This window comes from Bartonella sp. AC10YNML (genome assembly GCF_042196825.1).
GTDB lineage: Bacteria > Pseudomonadota > Alphaproteobacteria > Rhizobiales > Rhizobiaceae > Bartonella.
On record NZ_JBHIRA010000016.1, the window covers coordinates 1 to 21833 of the forward strand.

The window sequence follows — 21833 nt, forward strand, 5'->3', positions numbered from 1 at the left end:
TTCTTATACAGTTTTTACCCACACGCCAGCTTCGCTTGTGACGTGCAAGCGAATGGTTTTGATTGATTCAAGATAAATAGATTTGAAATGAGACAATCTTACGATATTCGGGATTCTCATTCAATATGAACAACGATTAATTATCATTATAATCAGTATGTTGTATGTTCACGGCGGCTTCCAAATCCCAAAGTCTCCCTTCTCTCACAACAGTTACAACTCTTCTTACATATCACGACGCGTATCATGTTAAAGGGCCTATTCTATAATCACCATTGCATAAACGGCCTACACGCTTTATGCTTTCCCTTAAGAGCAAAAGGAAGGTGTCAATGTCATCTAAACTGACGCGTAACCAAACATTGGTTTTGAACATTTTAAAGAATGCAAAAGGACCATTAAGTGCTTATGCGATTCTCGACCGCTTACGCGAAGAAGGGTTTCGTGCACCTCTCCAAGTTTATCGTGCGTTAGAAAAACTTGTACAGTTAAAGTATATTCATCGTCTTGAAAGTGTAAATGCCTTTATGGTCTGTTTACATCCTGAAAACTGTCAACACGAACTCACGACTTTTATAATTTGCGAAAACTGTAGTAGTGTCAACGAAATACAAGATCAAACGATTGTATCTAATTTAAAACAAATGGTTCAAGCTGTTGATTTCCAAGCACACAAAAGCACCTTAGAAATACGAGGTCTTTGTAAAAAATGCGCAATAAAATAAGACCTCTAACTTTAAAATAAGATCTCTAACTTGCAAGTTTATATATTTAGCATTATGTACCAGAGGTCGCCTTATTGTTTGAAAAGCTCTTATCGCTCTTGCATGTATATCACCCTACCCTGTAGTGATAGACTTATTATACTCGTTGGAACATAAATATTGGAAGTATAAATCATGTCCGTATCTGAGACAATTTTTTCAACAAAAAATCTCGATAAAACGAAACAAAAAAAAGTAATCAAAGCCCTTCTTATCGTCTTTGCACTTTTTGTACTTTGGTTTAGCTACAAATGGATAACGCAATGGCGTTATATGCTATCCACTGAAGATGCCTATGTGCAAGGAGATATAGCCGCTATTGCGACTAAATTAAATGGATATATTGAAAAAATTGCCATTAAAGCCAACCAAGTTGTAAAAAAAGACGATGTTTTATTTTACTTAGACAATGGTGATTATCAAATAGCCTTGGATCAAACAGAAGCGCATCTTGACACACAGAAAAAAACACTTCTACGCATTGATGCACAAATCACAGCCGCTCATAGTGCTTTAGATGATGCAAAAGCGCAAAAAGCAGCCGCTTCAGCCATAGCAACCAATGCACAACTCACCTTAAAACGTGTAACAGAACTGAAAGCCAATCGTTATGCCCCTCAATCTAATGTTGATGATGCCAAATCAGCTTATGAACAAGCTATCGCAAATGTTAACCGTGCGGATGCACAAATCGCTGCAGCACGCGCCAATATCCAAGTGCTAGAAGCACAACGAAATGAAACAGAAAGCCAAACAAAGAGTTTAGAACTTTCGCGTGAAAAAGCACAACGTGATCTTGATTCAACCATTATACGCGCGCCATTTGATGGAATCATAGGAAATTTAACAGCAAAAACGGGAGATTTTGTTGTAAATGGCCAACGTCTTGCAGCGTTAGTCCCCATACATGCACTTTATATTGAAGCAAACTATAAAGAAACACAGTTGCAAAATATTCATGCGGGACAAAAGGCTTATATTTCTGTTGATGCCTTCAAAAAGGAGGTCTTTACAGGAACAGTGCTTTCTATTTCACCGGCAACAGGTGCTGTTTTTTCTCTTCTTCCTCCACAAAACGCTACCGGTAACTTTACAAAGATTGTCCAACGCATTCCCGTACGTATTTCTATTCCAGAAGAAATCTTAAAGACCGGACATATCCGAGCAGGAATGAGTGTTTCAGTAGAAGTTGATACACGTACAAAACCACAAGATAAAAGTCTCTTATAATAACAAGCAAATGACCTCATTATTATGACATCTTCAATGCCAAAGCCCATACAGTCTCAAGAGCGCATAGAAATCCGTAGCATTGTGATTTTCATAGTTATGGCCTTTGGCATGTTCATGGCCATTTTGGATATACAAATCGTTGCCTCCTCTTTAGCCGAAGTTCAAGCTGGTCTTTCTGCGAGCTCTGAAGAAATTTCATGGGTTCAAACCTCCTATCTCATCGCTGAAGTCATCATGTTGCCCCTTTCTGGATTCTTAGGACGATTGCTTTCAACACGTGTTTTCTTCACCATATCAGCGATTGGGTTTACGATTACTTCTGTTCTTTGTGCAACAGCAACATCTATTGGAGAGATGATTATCTACCGTGCATTGCAAGGTTTTATTGGTGGAGGAATTATCCCAAGCGTTTTCGTCGCCTCTTATGTTCTTTTTCCTCCTTCCAAACGCCCAATTGTTACCCCTATTGTTGGACTAGTCGCAACATTAGCCCCCACTATTGGTCCAACGGTCGGAGGTTATCTCTGTCATATCTTATCATGGCATTGGCTTTTTCTCATTAATGTGCCTTTTGGGATTATTATTTCAATTCTCGCTTGGAAATTGATTGATTTTGATAAAGCAGATCCATCTCTCATGGCTAAATTTGACTGGTTGGGGCTCATTTCTATGGCTGTTTTTCTAGGAACTTTAGAGTATGTACTAGAAGAAGGCGCACGTCATGATTGGCTGAATGATGAGCTGGTTCGGAATTTATTTATTATCATGATTCTTGCTGCAACCTTATTCTTCTGGCGCGCTTTTACAGCAAAAGAACCCATTGTAGATCTCTCTACTTTTTCTAATTTTAATTTTTCAGCTGCATCCATTTTTTCCTTTTCTTTGGGAATAGGTCTTTATGGACTCACGTACCTTTATCCTGTCTATTTAAGCCAAATCCGCCATTATGATGCCCTGATGATTGGAGAAACATTGTTTCTTTCAGGATTCGTCATGTTATTAACTGCTCCCCTTGCAGGATTCCTTTCAGCACGAATGGATGCACGTTTAATGATGGCAATAGGACTTTTTGGTTTTGCAATAGGCACTTGGATGGCTAGCGCTATCACAGATAAGTGGGATTTTTGGCAGCTTTTTTGGCCGCAAGTTTTCCGTGGTGCTTCTGTAATGTTATGTATGGTTCCTATCAATAATATTGCCTTGGGAACACTTCCACCAGAACGAATGCAAAATGCTTCTGGACTCTTTAATCTCACACGGAATCTAGGTGGTGCTGTAGGGCTTGCCATTATCAGCACTCTCATGACAAAACGCACGGACTTCCATTATGAACGAATAGCCGAAACACTTAACCACGCAAACAGACAAGCAACTGAAATGCTTTCAAAGCTTATTTTATTATTCAAAACAGAAACCTTTGATTCCTACACTCTTGCTCTTTCTCAATTGTTTAATATAGTACGCATACAAGCAATGATTATGGCTTTTAGTGATATTTTCTTTATCATAACCATTATCTTTGGTGTTTTGACATTTATGACTATGTTTCTCAAAAAAATACCACCCCTCATGGATTCACCACCAAGACACTAAGATTCATTAAAATTGAAGAATATTTTTGATCTTTATCACTTTCCTCGATTTTTTCATTTTATCTCTTCTCAAGAGACAATATAAATTAACATGTGATTCTAAATGATTCTTCTGATAAAAATTCTTTTCAATGCGAGCTCTTTACGCACTTTTAAAATAACGTCTCGCATATAAAAATTGTTTTAGATGATAATAAACAAAGAGCTTACCTAACATGCTCCACACTATAAAGATAAAGCAGCTATTTCTATCAGATTTTTGATTTATCACCATAGGGCACAAAAGATTAAAAGATTCTTTGCCCTTTACTCTTTTGAGTCTTACAAGAATATTCATAAAAGATTTATGATTCTTGTGATTTTTATTCACGCACCTATTTCCCTTATAATGTGTAGGATAACGTTTTTTGATTCTGAATGCAAAATTTTACATGAAAAAATCATTTTGTATTTGATCCTCTCATGCCAATTGCAAAACAAGTTGTCTTGATAGCAAAAAAGTAATGGAGAGTTTTTTCAAAAAAGCAGCTTTTAAACATGTAATTTTATTTTTTACGCCCTTTTAAAGAAGCTAATACTTACAGTTTTGATTCTACTGCCGCGTATTTTTCTTTCTTAAAGCCTCTTCTCTTTCGATAGCCACTAAAATTGTATAAAATTTCTTAAAATATCTCTCTTTTTGAATAAAATTGATCAATAAATGATCCCCTTCTATGCCCTACTCTTACCATGGTGGCTCCATAACTGTTAATGACAGAAATTCCCTCACATCTTCAATAGTAAACGTCTAGACACTTGTTTAACCTCTCAAAAATGCACATTCGTCGCTATTGAATCCACCTCCAAATACTTTAGAAAGGCTTCTAAGATTCTCTTCCCGATAGGCAAATAATCATTTCTGATGTGAAAAATTCAGTGGTATAAACGAAAAGCTCTCGTAGTCATGACATTGATTTATAATCATAATTTATGATGTTATCTATTATAATGAGCAATCTGAATATTGTGAGAGTTTCCTATTCAAAACCTGTTCATGATGAATCAATCAAAACCATTCCCTTGCGCACAAAAAGCAGAGAGATGAAAACGGTTTTAAAAAGAGTAAAATACCGAATCGTTTCAATGCAAGATTGACCAACGATATTGAGAACTGAAAAATTATATGATGATGCCGGCTTTAAAAGAATACAAAACCACTCAAAAATCTGTTTCCTTTAATCGTGTAAAATATGACGCTATTTCAAAAAAAATGCGCTTTTAATATATTCCTAGTCACTTAACTGAAATTATTAAAAATAAGAAACCCGTCACATAAAGAAAAGGCTTTATAACACAATTGCAATGCAACGACCCCCAAAATTTGTACCGCATCAACATTTTGATACTAATCAAAACAGTATGCCCACCTCAATGCCAGCACTGTTGCAAACGCAATAAATACAGTCTTCAAGCCACTTTATGATGCTGAAAACGACTTGTAACGGCTCGTGCTCCACTAGGAGCCAAAGTGCCATAACACCCAGCAAGATAGTTTGGTATCAGTTCCAACGCTTGAAACCGATGTTTTTCGTAAGGACCAGGCATTGCCAAATTTTCTGTTAAGCGATTTGAAAAACCAAAACGTTGATAAAATTCAAAATCCCCTACCAATAAAATAGCGCCATATCCCAATTTTTTTGCTGTTTCAATTGCATGGCGGACTAAAATTGATCCTATTCCCATACCAGCACATTCAGCGGCAACAGCCAAAGGTCCCAAGAGTAAAGCATGTTGTGTTTCATTTTTTTCTTTAAAAAAAGAAACATGCCAAAGACGTACACTTCCCACAAGCTCTCCCAGAGCATTTTTAACCACAAAAGAAAGCCCTTGAGCAGCTAGCCGACCACGCCGTAAAGTCTCTGATGATTTACGTTTACGTCCACTCCCCATCGTTGAATCAAGCAAAATTTCTCGATAAGGCTTATCGGCTTCTTGCTCCAATAAAAGTGTAAAACATGTCCCATTTTTTGTTTGAAAATTAATCATGTTCATCTCTATAACCGCCCTCTTATAGCGTAATGACAAGCATCGCAAAAGTCTAATAACCCTATCGTCAAAAAGAAACGTCAGATCACATATGATCGTAAAGGCTCAAAACCATTAAAAGCAACGGATGCATAAGTTGTTGTGTAAGCACCCGTTCCATGAATCAATATCTCATCTCCTATCGTTAGAGATAGAGGAAGTGGATAAGGTGTTTTTTCGTAAAGCACATCTGCCGAATCGCATGTTGGTCCAGCCAAAATACAAGGCTCCATCACCTTATCATCATGAGGTGTCTCAATGGGATAACGAATAGCTTCGTCCATAGTCTCAGCAAGGCCATTAAATTTCCCAATATCAAGATAAACCCATCGTACATTATCATTGTCAGCTTTTTTAGATATTAGAACAACTTCTGTGCGAATAACACCAGCATTGCCAACCATTGCACGCCCTGGCTCAATAATCGTCTCAGGGATACGATTACCAAAATGCTTTTTCAATGAATCAAAAACAGCAGTACCATAAGCTTGCTCTGTAGGAACATCTTTCAAATAACGGGTTGGGAAACCGCCTCCCATATTCACCAATTTCAGTGATATACCTTCTTGTTCCAAACGCTTAAATACTGTAGCAGTATCTGATAAAGCACGATCCCACGCACTCAGATCAACCTGCTGCGACCCAACATGAAAAGAAACACCATAAGCTTGCAAACCTAATTGGTGTGCTCGTCTTAACACATCAACCGCCATAGCAGGGACACAACCGAATTTGCGTGACAATGGCCACTCTGCACCTTTTCCATCGGTAAGAACACGGCAAAAAACACGCACTCCTGGAGCAACACGCGCAATTTTTTCCACTTCTTCAACACAATCAACCGCATAAAGTGAAACACCCAATGCATATGCTCGCGCAATATCACGCTCTTTTTTAATCGTATTTCCAAAAGAAATACGCTCTGGCGTTGCTCCTGCTTTTAAAGCCATTTCAATTTCTGCAACAGAAGCCGCATCAAAAGAAGACCCTAAAGAACTCAGCAAACGCAAGATTTCAGGAGCTGGATTCGCCTTTATTGCGTAAAAAATACGAGACTGCGGTAGAGCTTTTTCAAAATTTAAATAGTTGTCACGAACAACATCAAGGTCAACAATTAAGCATGGACCTTCAGAACGATGTGTTGCAAGAAAATCGCGAATACGTTGTGTTGCCATCTGCAATTCTCCTTGAGGAAAAGCTTCCTCACTCTACGCTTAGACAGCCAAAACTGCCAAAAGCTAAAGGACAAAAAACACACAACAACTATCCCCATTCTGATTACAAAAAATCAGAAATTAGCATTGCATGCAGCGAAAGAACAGCGCGAAGCCGCGTTATTCTATTTTATCTGCCTTTTTGATTGGAGTTGAGAAAACCACTTCCGCACTGAAGGCAATGAGGTGTGCCTCTATAGTTATCCCAGTATTTAAAAACTGGAAGACACCAGAAAGGCCCGCACCGTCGTTGCTTCAAGATGTCCTCATTCTTGCAATTGGCTGTAAGAATGACTGGAGCGGTTAGTTCCAGGTACCGTACCGGTTAATCTCACCATTTGAGAACCAGCGGACACCCACAGGCACGTGCGACTTTGGGCAAGGCATCCTATAAAACGAATCCTTTCTCATTTCAATCATTTTTTTAATTTTAAACATTTTTTAATTCTTAAAGATAAAATGATGCGAAAAAACAACACTCTCCTCCTCTAACAGACAAAACCATCCCTCTGCTTTCATGGGATTCCCCCCTTACACCATCCGTACAACATCAAGCACTATCTTGCTTTAAAAGCCCCTCGTTTCTTTACCCTATTCTATCTCCTAATATCTGCAGCAGAAAATAACACAAAATAAATTACTCAACACATTAATTTATAACGATAATTTATTATTTTGCTCTTAAACAAAAATCCCATCATAAAATTCTCTCATTTCCCTCCCTTAATAATGAATCAAGAAAAATCATTCTCTTGCGCATCACAAGCAGAAAACAATATATGAATAAAAAACAATTGAAAAAAAGAGTAAAATCCCCCCTTAATATATCCCCTCAAATGCAAGGACTAATAACATGGAAAACAGGGCGGGGATCGACTAAAGCACCATCATCTTTAAAAAACATGATATCTCCCCACAAAACGCCATTATCTTTCTCATCTACATCTTAAAAACATCCCTGCTTCTACATCTATTTCACAACATCGCTTAAGAAAGATATCATGCCCCCGTATAATATAGCTCATATGATATAGATCAACGGCATATCACCATCTTTATGTTTATGAAGTGACATAACTAACGTCCCCGCTTTATCTGCCAACTTCCAATATTGCAGAAACTCCTCCATTGAGATGTGTCATATTATCTTAAATAGTTTTGCTCATACATTGCTCCCATTTGTAATATACAAATGAATGAGATTGTGTAATTCGTCATCATCAAATCCGAAAGAAGTAAATTTCACGATATTCAACCCTTATTATTCAAATTTAAATAAATTATCATTTATAAATCAATGTACTATATGAAATTCTAAAATCATAAGCTCCTATTATCATTCTATTTCTCTTAACTTTGCTGCTGCTCTTTTATCTTCTCTCGTGAATCATATCTTATTCATTCACACACTCTTCTCTTAAAACTATAGATCCCGCTCCTCTGCGCTGTTGGGAAACAGCTTTTTTATTTTAAAATGAACAATATTGGAGAACTCACTCCTATAAAATCAAGAAGAGCAAACGATCTATAATCATTATTTGTAAATCAACAAATTAACGTAAAAAAAAAGACCGAACAACATCCGGTCTTATAAAACTTTTCTACCAATATTAAAAACGCTTCTCTCTTAAATTTAAGAGAAAAAAGCTAGAATTTAAATCCCTACACGACGATATCGTTATGTCCCTTGATGAGAATCAATTGCCCGCAACTTCAACAATTGGAATTGCCTATGGCGCTCACGAAAGCGTTCTCTATCAGCTTCACTGCGTGTGTTATAACAAGCGTCACAGGAAACACCTTCTTCATAATGAGGCGATAACTTGCCTTCAGCATTGAGAGGAGAACGACATGCGCGACATAATTCGCGTCCACATTCTTCAAGACCATGTTGAACAGAAACACGCTCATCAAAAACAAAGCACTCACCCCACCATAAACTTTTTTCTTTTGGAATTTTTTCTAAATATTTTAAAATGCCACCTTTTAAATGGTAGACTTGCTCATAACCAAGATCACGAACATAAGCTGTTGATTTTTCACACCGAATACCACCTGTACAAAACATGGCAATTTTCTTTTTCTTTTTTAAATCAGCCTCATGTTTACGCACCCATTCAGGAAATTCGCGAAATGTTTTAATCTGCGGATCAATCGCTCCTTGAAAACTCCCAATCGCATATTCATAGTCATTCCGTGTATCAATCAAAATTGTCTCTTCATCTTGAATAAGAGCATTCCAATCTTCAGGATCGACGTAAGTACCAACAACTTTTAGCGGATCAACACCTTCAACCCCCATTGTCACAATCTCTTTTTTCAACCGCACTTTCATACGATGAAAAGGCATCTTTGATGCCCATGAATATTTAATCTCCGGCGTTTGAAACGCTGGCTCCGCCACAATAAAATCCACCAATGCCTCAATCGCAGCACAAGAACCAGCAACAGTTCCATTAATTCCCTCTTGTGCTAAAAGGAGGGTTCCTTTGATATCCTTTGCTTGACATAAATCCTGCAAAGGTTTTTGTAATTGACGATAATGCTTCAAATCTGCAAAGCAATAAAGTGCAGCAACTTTAAAATTCTTTTCCATGTGTTTTGCCATAACGCGCGTTTCATTCAATTTCAAGATTTATTCATGTACTCTTTAACATATTGTGCTTAATCAAACGATACAAATAATATCATCTCCAAGAAGAAAAAATATCATGTGCCAAAAAAGAGAAAAGCTTTTATTATATCTCCAAGGACAAACTGTTATACCTGTTTTGCTCATTGACAATCTACAAAGTGCTGTACCCTTAGCACGCGCTCTTGTCAAAGGCGGATTAAAAACAATTGAGATCACCTTGCGAACACCAAATGCCCTCAAAGCAATTCAGAAAATTACCCAAGAAGTCCCTGAAGCAATCGTTGGCGCTGGAACAGTTCTCAACACGATACACTACGAGCAAGCCGAACAAGCAGGCGCAAAGTTTATTGTAAGCCCCGGATTATCCAATGAATTAATCAATTGTGCAAAAAATAGTGAAATTCCCCTTCTTCCCGCTGCAATGACCCCAAGTGAACTCATGCAAGCATTAAACAAAGGCTATTCATATCTTAAATTTTTCCCAGCTGAAGCTGCTGGAGGTATTTCATTCATCGAAGCTTTAGCATCTCCCTTCTCTGATATCCGGTTTTGCCCAACAGGCGGTATTACACAAAAAAGTGCAATACAATGGCTCCAACTGCCCAATGTCTTCTGCGTTGGTGGTTCTTGGATAGCACCCCAACCGCTCATCGCAATAAGTGATTGGGATTCGATTACTGCATTAGCGCATACTGCAACACAACTCTCCTCTCTATCGAAAAAAGCGCGCTCTACAACATAAGTAGCGGGAGCATTGTCAGCCCCTTCAACAAGACTAAAACCTTCACACATCCTTGCGCAATCTTTTAACATTGCCATCGAACCACAAATCATCACCCGATCTTCATCAGGGTGAATTTTAGGAAGGCCTGTTGTTTCAAAGCCACTTATTTCAAAAAAATCTCCACTTTCCATAACAGTCGTAATACGGCCCATATGCTCAGAAGGTTCACGAGTCGTCATAGGATAAAATCTCAACTGTTGTGCATACTCTCCAATGAGTGGATCTTGTTGCAAAGAGGAAACAAGATCTTTTGCACAAATTAATCCATTCTTTTCTCGCGTTATTTAAATAAGAACAACTTCTGCAAATTTTTCATAAATGTCAGGATCACGAATAAAGCTTGCAAAAGGCCCCCCCCCGTACCGGTTTGAAAGAAGATAAAGCACCAATTTTCCCACTCATTACTCCACAAAAGCGCGCTCTACAACATAAGTAGCAGGAGCATTGTTAGCCCCTTCAACAAGACCAAAACCTTCACACATCCTTGCGCAATCTTTTAACATTGCCATGGAACCACAAATCATCACCCGATCTTCATCAGGATGAATTTTAGGAAGGCCTGTTGTTTCAAAAAAATCTCCACTTTCCATAACAGTCGTAATACGGCCCATATGCTCAGAAGGTTCACGAGTCGTCATAGGATAAAATCTCAACTGTTGTGCATACTCTCCAATGAGTGGATCTTGTTGCAAAGAGGAAACAAGATCTTTTGCATAAATTAACTCATTCTTTTCGCGCGTTGTTTGAATAAGGACAACTTCTGAAAATTTTTCATAAGTGTCAGGATCACGAATAAGGCTTGCAAAAGGAGCAATCCCCGTCCCAGTTGAAAGAAGATAAAGACGTTTTCCAGGAATAAGAGCATCAAGAACCAACGTTCCTGTAGATTTTTTACGCATGAGAACTGTATCACCAATTTTAATTTTTTGGAGATGCTCGGTTAATGGCCCTCCTGGAACTTTTATCGAAAAAAACTCAAGCTGTTCATCCCAAAAAGGACTTGCAATCGAATAAGCACGATAAATTGGCTTTTCTGCATTTGGCAAACCGATCATAACAAATTCACCTGAACGAAAACGAAAACTTTCCGGACGATTCAGGCGAAATTTAAATAATCGATCTGTATAGTGAAAAACCTCTTGGACAGTAAGAGCGAATACATTCGCAGGAATCGGAAAATTTGCAACGCTGCTGATGTTTGACGGAACATTGGTAGCAGACGTATTCATACTCTTCCCCATATCTTTATTGACTATTAAATTTCGAATCCCTGACGTGATATAATCCTTGTATAATCATCTGCCAACAATTTTCTTAAACCAAAAGCCTTAAGATTAACACTTTTATGTCAAAATTAATCGAATGAAAAAAATGTGAATACAAATCATATTCAAAGAGAAACAAAAACATCGAGTGTTAAGCAATCCGGTACTCTTTTCCACTTTAACACATAATGCATAGTATACAGTGTACCGCTACAACACTTTATTCTCTTTGCAAAATTTATAACCGAAAACCTTAAAATTAAGAGAGAAAAAACATCTGTGGATTGAACAATAAACGCACGACTCCACAACAAAGTTTTCGGCATTACATCCATTGTTTTCTTTACTGACCTTTTTACACTGCCCTTTCCATAAATAAATGAGTCGAACACCTTCTATGATCGACAAATTGATTTCACTAAAAACCAATCAAACGATAAAAAGCAAATATCGTATTCCCACTTCATCTTGAAAAGAAATAATGTCCAAATCAACAGCTATTGATGTATCAGAAAGTGTTTATACACTCTTTCCCATTTAACAAAAGTAACTTTAAATGCATAAGATGACATCCAAAATTACACAGATGAGTGATCTTCCCCTTTATGGTAAAAACTTGTAATGCATTGATTTAACGTGGTTAATTTAATCATTTTACCTTCTCTAAATAAGCAGCCAATGCAATATTTAATCAAAACAATCATACCAGCAACAATAGTCTAACATTGCACTCTTCAAAATGATACAATACAATAAACTATGCTTTCTTTTTTAAGAAGCCTCAATTAAAAATAAATAAAAAAAATAAAAATCTATGCTTCACAAATTATCAGAAAACACCATGTTGATAACAACACAAATAAAACTAAAGTATCTCTTATATCCAGAGTAGCATTTTACATAAAAAACGACTTTAATGGCAGTATAGGCTTCTTATGATTTTGACCATAGCAAACCGTATCTTTCATCTCTCATAAGTAACCTCTATAAAATAACCAAAGAAAACTGCGTATTTCACGAATACAGATAAGATTCTAAAATGAAAAATTCCGTTAATGACGAAATAAATACATCACTCTATGCAGCTGTCGCAACCATTGATGTCAGTGCCATTGTTGCCAATTATATCACTTTAGCCAAACGTGTAGCCCCAACAGAATGTTCAGCAGTTGTAAAAGCAAATGCTTATGGATTAGGCGTTCACAAAATTGCTCCTGCCCTTTATCAAGCTGGTTGTCGCACTTTTTTTGTCGCACAAATCAGAGAAGCACTCCAATTAAAAAGCATTTTACCATCAAATGTCATGATTGCCATTCTGAATGGACTTCCACACTTAGCAGAAGAATTTGTCGCACAGTCTGGTATTGTTCCGGTTTTGAACTCTTGGAATGCCATTGAAAATTGGCAAAAAATTTGTCAAAAAAAAGATAAAAAATTTCCAGCAATTGTTCAAATCGATACCCATATGAACCGATTAGGACTTGATCAAAAAGAATTACAAAAGCTCATCAAACACCCTACAATTTTCGAAAAAGCAGACATAAAATATATTCTCAGTCATCTTGCTAACGGAGAAGATGATACCCACCCATCAAATTATGCCCAATTAACTTCTTTCAAAACTGCCCTTGCGCAACTACCAACCTGTAGAGCTTCCTTTGCCAATTCTGGAGGTATTTTTTTAGGATCAGATTTTTATTTTGATCTTGTTCGCCCCGGTATTGCACTTTACGGAAGCGCCCCCTCAGGAAAACACGCATCCCTTCTAAAACCTGTTTTAAAACTTGAAGCTCAAGTTCTTCAAAACCGTGTTGTTGATGTAGATACACCTGTTGGTTATGCAGAAAGCTTTATAACCAACAGACCAAGCACTCTTGCAACCATTTCTATAGGCTACGCAGACGGCTGGCTCCGTGCTCTTTCGAATAAAGGAACTGTTTATTTCAACGGGCACAAACTTCCCATGGTTGGGCGGGTTTCTATGGATTCCATTATTGTAGATACAACTGATCTTGATCAAAAACCTCAAACAGGTGACTGGATCGAACTCATTGGTCCCCATCAAACACTTGAAAAAGTATCTATAGATGCCAATACCCTTCCCAATGAAATTCTAACATCTCTTGGACCACGCTATAAATACATTTACACATAAAAACTCTTTAGCCATAAAGAAATAAATTGATAAAAATCATCATTTTAGAAAATTGAGGGGCTTTTACAAAAGATTTTACAACAATCAACCACACAGAATGGTCACAGACACCGTACATTCACAGAAATCTCAAAACAGACAAGTTGATGGACTATTTTATGGAAGTAGCTTTCATCTAAAATACAAAAACTTAACCTTTCCCCATAAATTGACAAAAAAGAATCTACTACAAATTTTTTAAAATTAATTTCCCAATTAAAATCATTCGCTTGCATACCACAAACTGGATTATGTGTAGATAAAAATGATTTAAGAAAAGAATAATGCCTCTTATGAACCATAGTGCCAAGAGCTATAACATTAGGCGCTGGCAAAATGTATGATAGTGCCGGCTTATTCCGTTATGAAGTGTAAAGATTGGGGGGGCTCTTAATAGATTTATCGTTCCACTCACAAGCGCCGTCGCGAAATGGGATTGGAAGCGAAATGTGTCTTTAAAACAAACATCTGAATTAACAACCCAAGTATATTCTTTTTGGAGCGTTCTGTTTCACATGAGGATCGTGCCCCCACTAAAGAACACAATAAATAAAAGCATGGAGCAATGTGCAATCCCTATTATTAAAAAACATTGCTTTAAATGCTTTTGAAAGCCGCAAAGCTGAATTAAAAGGAGATGATAAACTGAGGATTGATTTTTATCTTTACGGCTTTACATTTTTCCAAAATTAGATTGTCTTCCAGTTTAAAAGGTTACGTCAACAAAAATACGCAATTCCCTCGCCCTCATCTGACAAACAAAAGCAGGAACTACTCATAAAGCTCTTTTTTCTCAATCTCTGGCTCAAAAAATTTCGCTGCGTTAAGTTTGGATGTTGATTTACAGGAAACAGCTAAAGCACACGAGCTCTTAGGAAAACAGCGCCGTAAAGTCACAAACTGACTTGCAATGAAGTGGAAAGATGTGCCGGCTTTTTATAAGACACCTTGTAAAAAATACCCATAATACATTTGGCTTTGCGTTTGCTCATTCTAACAGATGTTCTTATATATTTTTGCGTCATATTTATAAAAAGCAGATTAAAGAGAAATATTTAGACAATTTTTGACTCGAAAAGATGCAACAACAGAGTTTCGCGTGTCTTTATCATCAAAAACACTAAAATTGATTTTATTCTTTCTACAACCGGTCGTCGTCACCCTAGTGACGAGTAGTATATCACAACACATGCAACAGACGTGACCTATCCTCATAGGTTTCGCTCTCGTTTACATGATTAGCTGGCTAGACCGATGGCCTAGTCACTAAAACCATGTCATACGGTAGAAGGCAAAGGAGAGCATACCTATTGCCGACAAAACACAGCTTTTTTGTCAACTTTTTCGATTTTGCTCATGTTATAAAAAACAATGCAAAATTCTAGAAAACAGACAAATAACGCCATAGCAACAGAACCAATAAGCATAAAACCCACACAAAATGTGTGGGCTTTTTTTGTTCATGCAAATAAACCAATTAAATATATATTTTTCGTTTAATAGGTATTTCCCAATGGCGGACACGAGCAAATAAGCATTCTGTCTCCCGCAACATTATCAATACGCGATACAGGAGGCCAATATTTATTGGCTGGATCAAGAAAACTGTTGGGAAAAGCAGCTTCTTGTCGCGAATAGGGTCGTGCCCAAGCATCATCTAAAGTATCTACCACTGTATGGGGGGCATTCACCAATGGATTATTGTCTTTTGGCCAAACCCCGCTACCAACTTTCTTAGCCTCTTCAGCAATAGAGAGTAAAGCATCACAAAAACGATCAATCTCTGCTTTTGGTTCTGATTCCGTTGGCTCAATCATCAAAGTTCCCGGAACAGGAAACGACATCGTGGGCGCATGGAATCCATAATCAATGAGACGTTTTGCAATATCATCAACACTCACCCCATACTGCTCTTTCAACACGCGTGTATCCACAATACATTCATGCGCAACACGCCCATGCTTGCCCCGATAAAGAATGGAATAAACTGGTGAAAGACGTGCAGCAATATAATTGGCATTTAAAATGGCTATTTGTGTTGCATATTTTAAGCCATCAGCCCCCATCATTCGAATATACATCCATGTAATCGCAAGAATAGACGCACTTCCATAAGGAGCAGCCGAAACCGCATGTGTTGTCCCATCCTGTTCATGACCTGGTAAAAATGGTTTGAGATGCTTTGCAACACCAATTGGTCCCATACCAGGACCACCCCCCCCGTGGGGAATGGCAAATGTTTTATGAAGATTCATATGACAAACATCAGCGCCAATATCCGCAGGACGAGCAAGACCCACAAGGGCATTGAGATTAGCACCATCAAAATAAACTTGTCCGCCATTTTCATGAATAATAGAACAAATTTCCTTAATGCTTTCCTCGTAAACACCATGGGTTGAAGGATAAGTAATCATAAGAGCAGCCAATTTATCTTTATGCAATTGCGCTTTCATCTTGAGATCGTCTACATCAACATCACCATCGCTTAAACATTTTACCACAACGACTTCCATCCCTGCCATATGGGCCGAGGCTGGATTGGTACCATGCGCAGATGCAGGAATAAGACAAACTGTACGTTGATGCTCTCCCCGTGATTGGTAATATCGTCGGATAGCCAAAAGCCCAGCATATTCACCTTGAGCACCAGAATTTGGCTGAAAAGAAACTTGCGCAAATCCTGTAATTTCGCACAACCACGCATTTAACTGGTTGATCATCTCTAAATATCCCGCTGCATCCTCTTGTGAAACAAAGGGGTGTATATTGGCCATACTAGCCCAACTTACAGGCATTAATTCAGCCGCAGCATTAAGCTTCATTGTACAAGAACCAAGAGGGATCATAGCGCGATCCAGCGCCAAATCCTTATCCGCTAAACGACGCAAAAAGCGCATCATATCTGTCTCTGAATGAACCGCATGAAAAAAAGGCTGAGAAAGAAAAGCAGCCTCCCGTTTTTTTCCAAAGAGTCGAGGAGAAGCCTTATCGCCTAATTGTGCCCCAAAAAGCTGCGCTAAAGCACCAGCATCTCCTTCTGTTGATAATTCATCAAAATTGATTGCAATAGTGTCATCATCAAGAACACGAATAAGGCGCCCACCTATTTTGGCTTGATGCGCAATCTCACGCGCTTTTCCCTTAACAGAAATACTCACACAATCAAAAAAGCTTTTCCCTTCAACATGAACCCCTGCTGCTTCTAAACCAGCAACAAAACGACATGTTAAATGATGAATTCGCTGTGCAATTTCTTGTAAGCCTTTTGGCCCATGCCAAACAGCATAAGCGGTTGCCATATTAGCCAACAAAGCCTGCGCTGTACAAATATTTGACGTCGCTTTATCACGCCGAATATGTTGTTCACGTGTTTGCAAAGCCAAACGAAAACCAACGCGCCCTTTGGTATCCACGGATTGACCAACAATACGCCCTGGAATAAGACGCGTTAACGCATCACTCACAGCAAGGTAACCAGCATGTGGACCACCAAATCCCATCGGAACGCCATAACGCTGCATAGAGCCAACAACGATATCTGCCCCCCATTGAGCAGGTGGCTCCTGAAGGGTAAGCGCTAAAGGATCAGCTACAACGATAACTAAAGCTCCCTTTTCCTTTGCCTCTTTTATGATCTCACTGTAATCATGAAAAGAACCTTTTGTATCTGGCCAAGATAAAACAATTGCCGCTGTATCAGAATCAATTTCGCCATTTTGGCTAATCTGAATCCCTTGTGTTTCAGCACGCGTTTGCGCAACACTCAAAGTTTGAGGATGTAAAAGACTCTGAAGAGAAATTTTTGTTTTTTTCTCACGGAAAGAGCGAAAAGCAAGGGCATTGGCTTCAGCTAAAGCAGTTGCTTCATCAAGAAGGGAAGCAGCAGAAACAGGCAAACCTGTTAGTTCACTAACCAATGTCTGAAAATAAAACAAAAGCTCTAAACGACCCTGGCTAATTTCTGCTTGATAAGGCGTATAAGCAGTATACCAAGCAGGATTTTCAAACAGATTTCGTAAAATAACCGGAGGCACATAAGTCCCATGATATCCTTGCCCAATAAAACTTTTATGCACATGGTTACGCTCCATCATCTTGGAGAGTTCTTCCAAGGCTTGTCCTTCACTAGCGGCCTCTGGAAGATTCAATAAACGTCCCAAATGGATAGAGTGCGGAACAGCTTGAGAAATGAGTGTCTCAACACTATCAAGCTCTAAAACATCAAGCATTTTTTGTGTTTCATCAGGACGAAGCCCAATATGTCGAGAAGAAAAAGAACGCTCGATCATGGTACTCATCCAATCAAAGCCTTATAAGCATCTTCATCTAACAACTCGTCCAGTTGAGTTTCATCTTGCAATGTCATCTTCCATAACCAGCCTTCTGTTTCGGCTTTCTGATTTACCAATTCAGGATTATCCGCCAATGTTTCATTTCTTTCGACCACTTCACCATCAAGAGGAGCATAAACATCTGAAGCCGCCTTCACTGATTCCACAACAGCCGCCGCCTCTCCTTTGGAAAGTTTTGTTCCACTTTGTGGTAAATCAACAAAAACCAAATCCCCTAATTGCTCTTGCGCATAATGCGTAACCCCAACAGTCACTACTTGTCCTTCAACTCTAAGCCATTCATGGTCTTGTGTAAAATAAGTTTTAGACATAAAAAATCATCCTTTAAAATAACGTTGTTCAACAAAGGGAAGAGAATGAACTGATAGTGCAATCTTTTTGCCTCGCAGTTCTGTAAAGACTTGTGTTCCTTCAACTTTAAAATCAACAGGAACGTAACCCATCGCGACAGGCCCCTCAAAAGAAGGACCAAAACCACCTGATGTTACAACGCCAATCTCATTACCTTGATCATCAAGAAGCAGCGCACCGGCACGAATAGGTTGGCGCGTTTGCGGTTTTAATCCAACACGACAACGAGCAGGTCCTTTTTGCAGTGCTTCAAGAAAAGCCTTTGCACCATAAAATTGTGCTTTTTCTCGAACACTTTTAGGAACAGCCCATGTTAGAGCCGCATCAATAGGTGTCGTATCAGGGGTAATATCATTTCCATGCAAACACAGCCCCGCTTCCAACCGCAAGCTATCGCGTGCTGCAAGTCCAATCCACTCAACACGAGAATCACTCAGCAATTTTTCAGCCAACATATGCGCATGCCCTATAGGCAAAGAAATTTCAAAACCATCCTCTCCCGTATAACCAGAACGCGTTATAAACCAATCCTGTTGTGGTTCGAATCCTTGCATAAAGAACAATTCATTCCCTGGCAAATCCGCATCAGCAAGAACAGCTGCCGCTTCAGGACCTTGAAGCGCAAGCAATACCCTTTCAAGAGCAATCACTTGACATTCAAAATCAACCGCACGCTTTTCCAATTCTACAAAATCAGCCTGTGCATTCCCAGCATTGGCAACCAACATAAAACGGCCCTCTTCCAAACGGGTAATGATAAGATCATCAAGAATACCAGCCTGCTCATTAAGCAAATAATTATACCGTGAGTGTCCAATCTTTAAAGCTGCTGCATCAATGGGAAAAGCATAGGACAAAAATTCCACGGCTTGTGCCCCTTCAACTGCAATCAATTTCATATGAGAAATATCAAAAAGTCCTGCATGTGCACGCGTATGAAGATGCTCTTTTAAAACGCCAAGAGGATAAGTTAAAGGCATGTTCCAGCCCGCAAAAGCACCAAATTTTGCTCCTGCTTTTTCATGCAAATCATATAAAGGAAGTGTTTTTAAAAAAGATGTTTCTTGTGCTGTGCCCATAATAACTCCAAAGCTGCGCTAACGCCCACAGAATATGGTCGTCTCTGCCCCCTCTGTCATCAACCTGAGAGACTCGCGAAAAAATTTTCCGCTTACACCTTCGGCGCGGGTTCTCCCGACTTTCCAGATCTGCCTTCTTCCTTTTACGGTCCTTAAAGCCTGAGAGATTATGGGCTATTTCCCCTTCGGCGGCAATGCGAAAATTTGCAATCTGCACTCTCCCGCAAAAGAATGAAAGAAACGATAACGCTCTTTCCAGCATATTTAAACCTATAGCCTATCTTTATCACACTGTCATTAGTAAAGTGATGAAAATACTCTCATTTTAAAACTTGCATAAGCTGCTTCAAAAGATTTATAATATTATCCTTTTGAACCTTACAAAAATTGCAAGGAACACATTTTAGGAAATTTAAGACAAAAATCAAAAGCTATAAACAAAAATACCTCTTGAAAATCATGCAAAACGTCACACACTAAAAAGATCGCAAGCAATATTCTTTCGCGCACAGTTCAACCTTAAAGATAGGGTTTCATATTCTTTTTGAGAATAAGGACTTCAAATATTTTATAAGTATGGTTTTAATGCACAAGAAGTAGGTTTTCTGCTTTCTCAATAGTGTCATAAATAGCGACTATTTACAGAATAAAACTACCGAACAAAGGTGACAAAATACTCATGAAAGCTGGTAATATCTCTTACAATTGCGAAAATGATCTTCCAAAGCAAATTGCTCTTTTTCCTTTAGAAGGTGCACTCTTACTACCCGGTGGTTTTTTATCACTTAACATTTTTGAACCAGAATCACTTGAAATGATTGAAAATGTTATGGTAACTGATCGTCTATTGGGCATTATTCAACCACTTTCATCGGATACAGATCGCTTCTCTACACAACTTTATAAAACAGGCTGTATAGGGCGCATTACAAACTACAGTGAAACAGGAAATGGACAACTGTTCATTATCTTACAAGGTGTTTGCCGCTTCACTTTAGAACAAGAATTGAAAAACACAAAATCCTATCGAACAGCTCTCATCCAATCAAACATAAAAGACTTGCAAGAATTTGATATTGAAGAAAGCATTAACCGAGAGAACTTACTCGACGTTGTAGAAAAATATCTAACCATCCATGAAATGGAATATAATTGGAGCAGTATCATAGAAGCCCCTACACCTATATTGGTTAATGCTTTTTCTGCCCTTATCCCCTTTACACCAGCAGAAAAACAAGCTCTCCTTGAAGCTCCAGATATCGAAAGCCGTGCCCAAACTCTTCTTGCATTAACAGAACGCTCGCTCATGAAACAAACAGGAACAGATTACCGCTTAAACTAATGAATATCCAAACATGAAAAAAATGACTACAGATCCCAAAATGCTCGAATTGCTCGTCTGCCCAATGACGAAAGGCACGCTCTCTTTCAACCGAAAAACACAAGAGCTCATTTCTCTCAAAGCCAAACTTGCCTACCCTATTCGTGATGGCGTTCCCATTATGCTTGCCTCAGAAGCGCGCTCTTTGCAAAACAATGAAGAAATAACGCATAAAAAATAAAAAATCCTCATGCAATTTCCCTCTACAAGCCCACTGTTATCAAGCCTCTATCAATATGATATCTCAAGTATTGACGAATTCTGAAAAAAAGCGTTTTACAATAAAGATATTTATATCGCTTTACACCTTGTAACAAAAGCCAAAAATATCACCAGATTCTCTCATTCCAGCCTGTTCATACTAAAGCAATCAAAACCATTCGCTTGCACAACACAAGCATCTGAATAAAAATAATTAAAAAGGGAATAAAAATGGCTCTTATGAACCTTTTAAATACAAAAGCCATAATAACATTTTGAATCAACCCAAGTGAATGAAGTTTATTATATTAAACATAAAGATTGTTATATTTCATGGACTTTAATTTATACTATTTACGAGCAACATGTTTGAGATACCTCAATTTAAGATGAATAAAAACGATAAGCTGTATCATCTTCTGTATACCATATAGAAGACAAGAATATTTATCTGTTTGCATAATCTTTGAAATGAAGACGCAACCTAATTTGGGAGAGAAAACATAAAATCGTAAAGGAGAAAATCACCCCATTACCTTGCCATCACCCTTTAATTCCGCTTTACAATTTTTAAAAGTATCTAAAGTATCTCAAGCAATATTTTTATGTATAATACACGCATTAATTACGTGAAAACTTGAAAAAATAAACAAGAAACACTGTTGTAATTTCAATTGACGATTGAAAGTAATTGCCTTATGAAGGAGGCTTGTGTTTTTGG

At 38.2% G+C, this 21833-nt stretch carries 14 protein-coding genes, 1 pseudogene and 1 riboswitch; of the genes and pseudogenes, 7 read left to right on the plus strand and 8 right to left on the minus strand.

Going from position 1 to position 21833, the window contains the following annotated elements:
- The first annotated feature begins 332 nt into the window (after positions 1-332).
- From ACFINA_RS07730 to ACFINA_RS07740, 3 genes are all read left to right on the plus strand, one after another.
- Positions 333-725: a Fur family transcriptional regulator gene (locus ACFINA_RS07730; RefSeq protein ID WP_375615368.1), complete on the plus strand. Its 393-nt coding sequence runs from the start codon at positions 333-335 to the stop codon at positions 723-725.
- 174 nt (positions 726-899) lie between these two features.
- On the plus strand, positions 900-1994 hold the full coding sequence (locus ACFINA_RS07735) for an HlyD family secretion protein (protein ID WP_375615369.1): 1095 nt from the start codon (positions 900-902) through the stop codon (positions 1992-1994).
- A 24-nt stretch (positions 1995-2018) separates the two neighbouring features.
- Positions 2019-3590 (plus strand): DHA2 family efflux MFS transporter permease subunit, encoded by a 1572-nt coding sequence (locus ACFINA_RS07740; RefSeq protein WP_375615370.1) that lies wholly within the window; start codon positions 2019-2021, stop codon positions 3588-3590.
- A gap of 1445 nt (positions 3591-5035) precedes the next feature.
- Here ACFINA_RS07740 and ACFINA_RS07745 read toward each other — a convergent pair.
- From ACFINA_RS07745 to ACFINA_RS07755, 3 genes are all read right to left on the minus strand, one after another.
- Entirely contained in the window at positions 5036-5620 is a 585-nt protein-coding gene (locus ACFINA_RS07745; RefSeq protein WP_375608101.1) for a GNAT family N-acetyltransferase, read from the minus strand.
- A 74-nt stretch (positions 5621-5694) separates the two neighbouring features.
- Complete coding sequence (locus tag ACFINA_RS07750; protein WP_375615371.1) at positions 5695-6828, minus strand: type III PLP-dependent enzyme; 1134 nt, start codon at positions 6826-6828, stop codon at positions 5695-5697.
- A gap of 1717 nt (positions 6829-8545) precedes the next feature.
- Positions 8546-9463 (minus strand): rhodanese-related sulfurtransferase, encoded by a 918-nt coding sequence (locus tag ACFINA_RS07755; RefSeq protein ID WP_375615378.1) that lies wholly within the window; start codon positions 9461-9463, stop codon positions 8546-8548.
- Between the two features lie 115 nt (positions 9464-9578).
- Here ACFINA_RS07755 and eda point away from each other — a divergent pair, with 115 nt between their 5' ends.
- On the plus strand, positions 9579-10244 hold the full coding sequence (gene eda, locus ACFINA_RS07760) for a bifunctional 4-hydroxy-2-oxoglutarate aldolase/2-dehydro-3-deoxy-phosphogluconate aldolase (RefSeq protein ID WP_375609694.1): 666 nt from the start codon (positions 9579-9581) through the stop codon (positions 10242-10244).
- Here the strand turns inward: eda and ACFINA_RS07765 are convergent.
- Positions 10223-10669: pseudogene (locus ACFINA_RS07765) on the minus strand (ferredoxin--NADP reductase); the annotation flags it as partial. The gene eda and the pseudogene ACFINA_RS07765 sit on opposite strands and share 22 nt — an antisense overlap.
- 18 nt (positions 10670-10687) lie before the next feature.
- On the minus strand, positions 10688-11515 hold the full coding sequence (locus ACFINA_RS07770) for a ferredoxin--NADP reductase (protein ID WP_375607351.1): 828 nt from the start codon (positions 11513-11515) through the stop codon (positions 10688-10690).
- A 1075-nt stretch (positions 11516-12590) separates the two neighbouring features.
- Between ACFINA_RS07770 and alr the strand changes: the two genes are divergently transcribed.
- A complete protein-coding gene (alr, locus tag ACFINA_RS07775; RefSeq protein ID WP_375615372.1) occupies positions 12591-13706 on the plus strand; it encodes an alanine racemase in 1116 nt (371 codons plus the stop codon).
- Positions 13707-15241: 1535 nt separating this feature from the next.
- Here the strand turns inward: alr and gcvP are convergent.
- Genes gcvP through gcvT form a run of 3 tightly spaced genes read right to left on the minus strand, consistent with a single transcriptional unit; the run spans position 15242 to position 19530 of the window.
- Positions 15242-18037: an aminomethyl-transferring glycine dehydrogenase gene (gene gcvP, locus ACFINA_RS07780; protein ID WP_375607369.1), complete on the minus strand. Its 2796-nt coding sequence runs from the start codon at positions 18035-18037 to the stop codon at positions 15242-15244.
- Between the two features lie 5 nt (positions 18038-18042).
- A complete protein-coding gene (gene gcvH / locus ACFINA_RS07785) occupies positions 18043-18411 on the minus strand; it encodes a glycine cleavage system protein GcvH (protein WP_375607353.1) in 369 nt (122 codons plus the stop codon).
- Between the two features lie 6 nt (positions 18412-18417).
- Complete coding sequence (gcvT, locus tag ACFINA_RS07790) at positions 18418-19530, minus strand: glycine cleavage system aminomethyltransferase GcvT (protein WP_375615373.1); 1113 nt, start codon at positions 19528-19530, stop codon at positions 18418-18420.
- A 136-nt stretch (positions 19531-19666) separates the two neighbouring features.
- Positions 19667-19764, minus strand: a riboswitch (glycine riboswitch).
- A gap of 445 nt (positions 19765-20209) precedes the next feature.
- On the opposite strand from gcvT, the gene ACFINA_RS07795 reads away from it, so the two are divergent.
- Both ACFINA_RS07795 and ACFINA_RS07800 read left to right on the plus strand, forming a co-directional pair.
- Entirely contained in the window at positions 20210-20872 is a 663-nt protein-coding gene (locus ACFINA_RS07795) for an LON peptidase substrate-binding domain-containing protein (protein ID WP_375610818.1), read from the plus strand.
- A 13-nt stretch (positions 20873-20885) separates the two neighbouring features.
- Positions 20886-21092 carry a Trm112 family protein gene (locus tag ACFINA_RS07800; RefSeq protein WP_375614754.1) on the plus strand — a complete coding sequence of 69 codons (207 nt, stop codon included), beginning with the start codon at positions 20886-20888 and terminating at the stop codon, positions 21090-21092.
- The last annotated feature ends 741 nt before the right edge of the window (positions 21093-21833 follow it).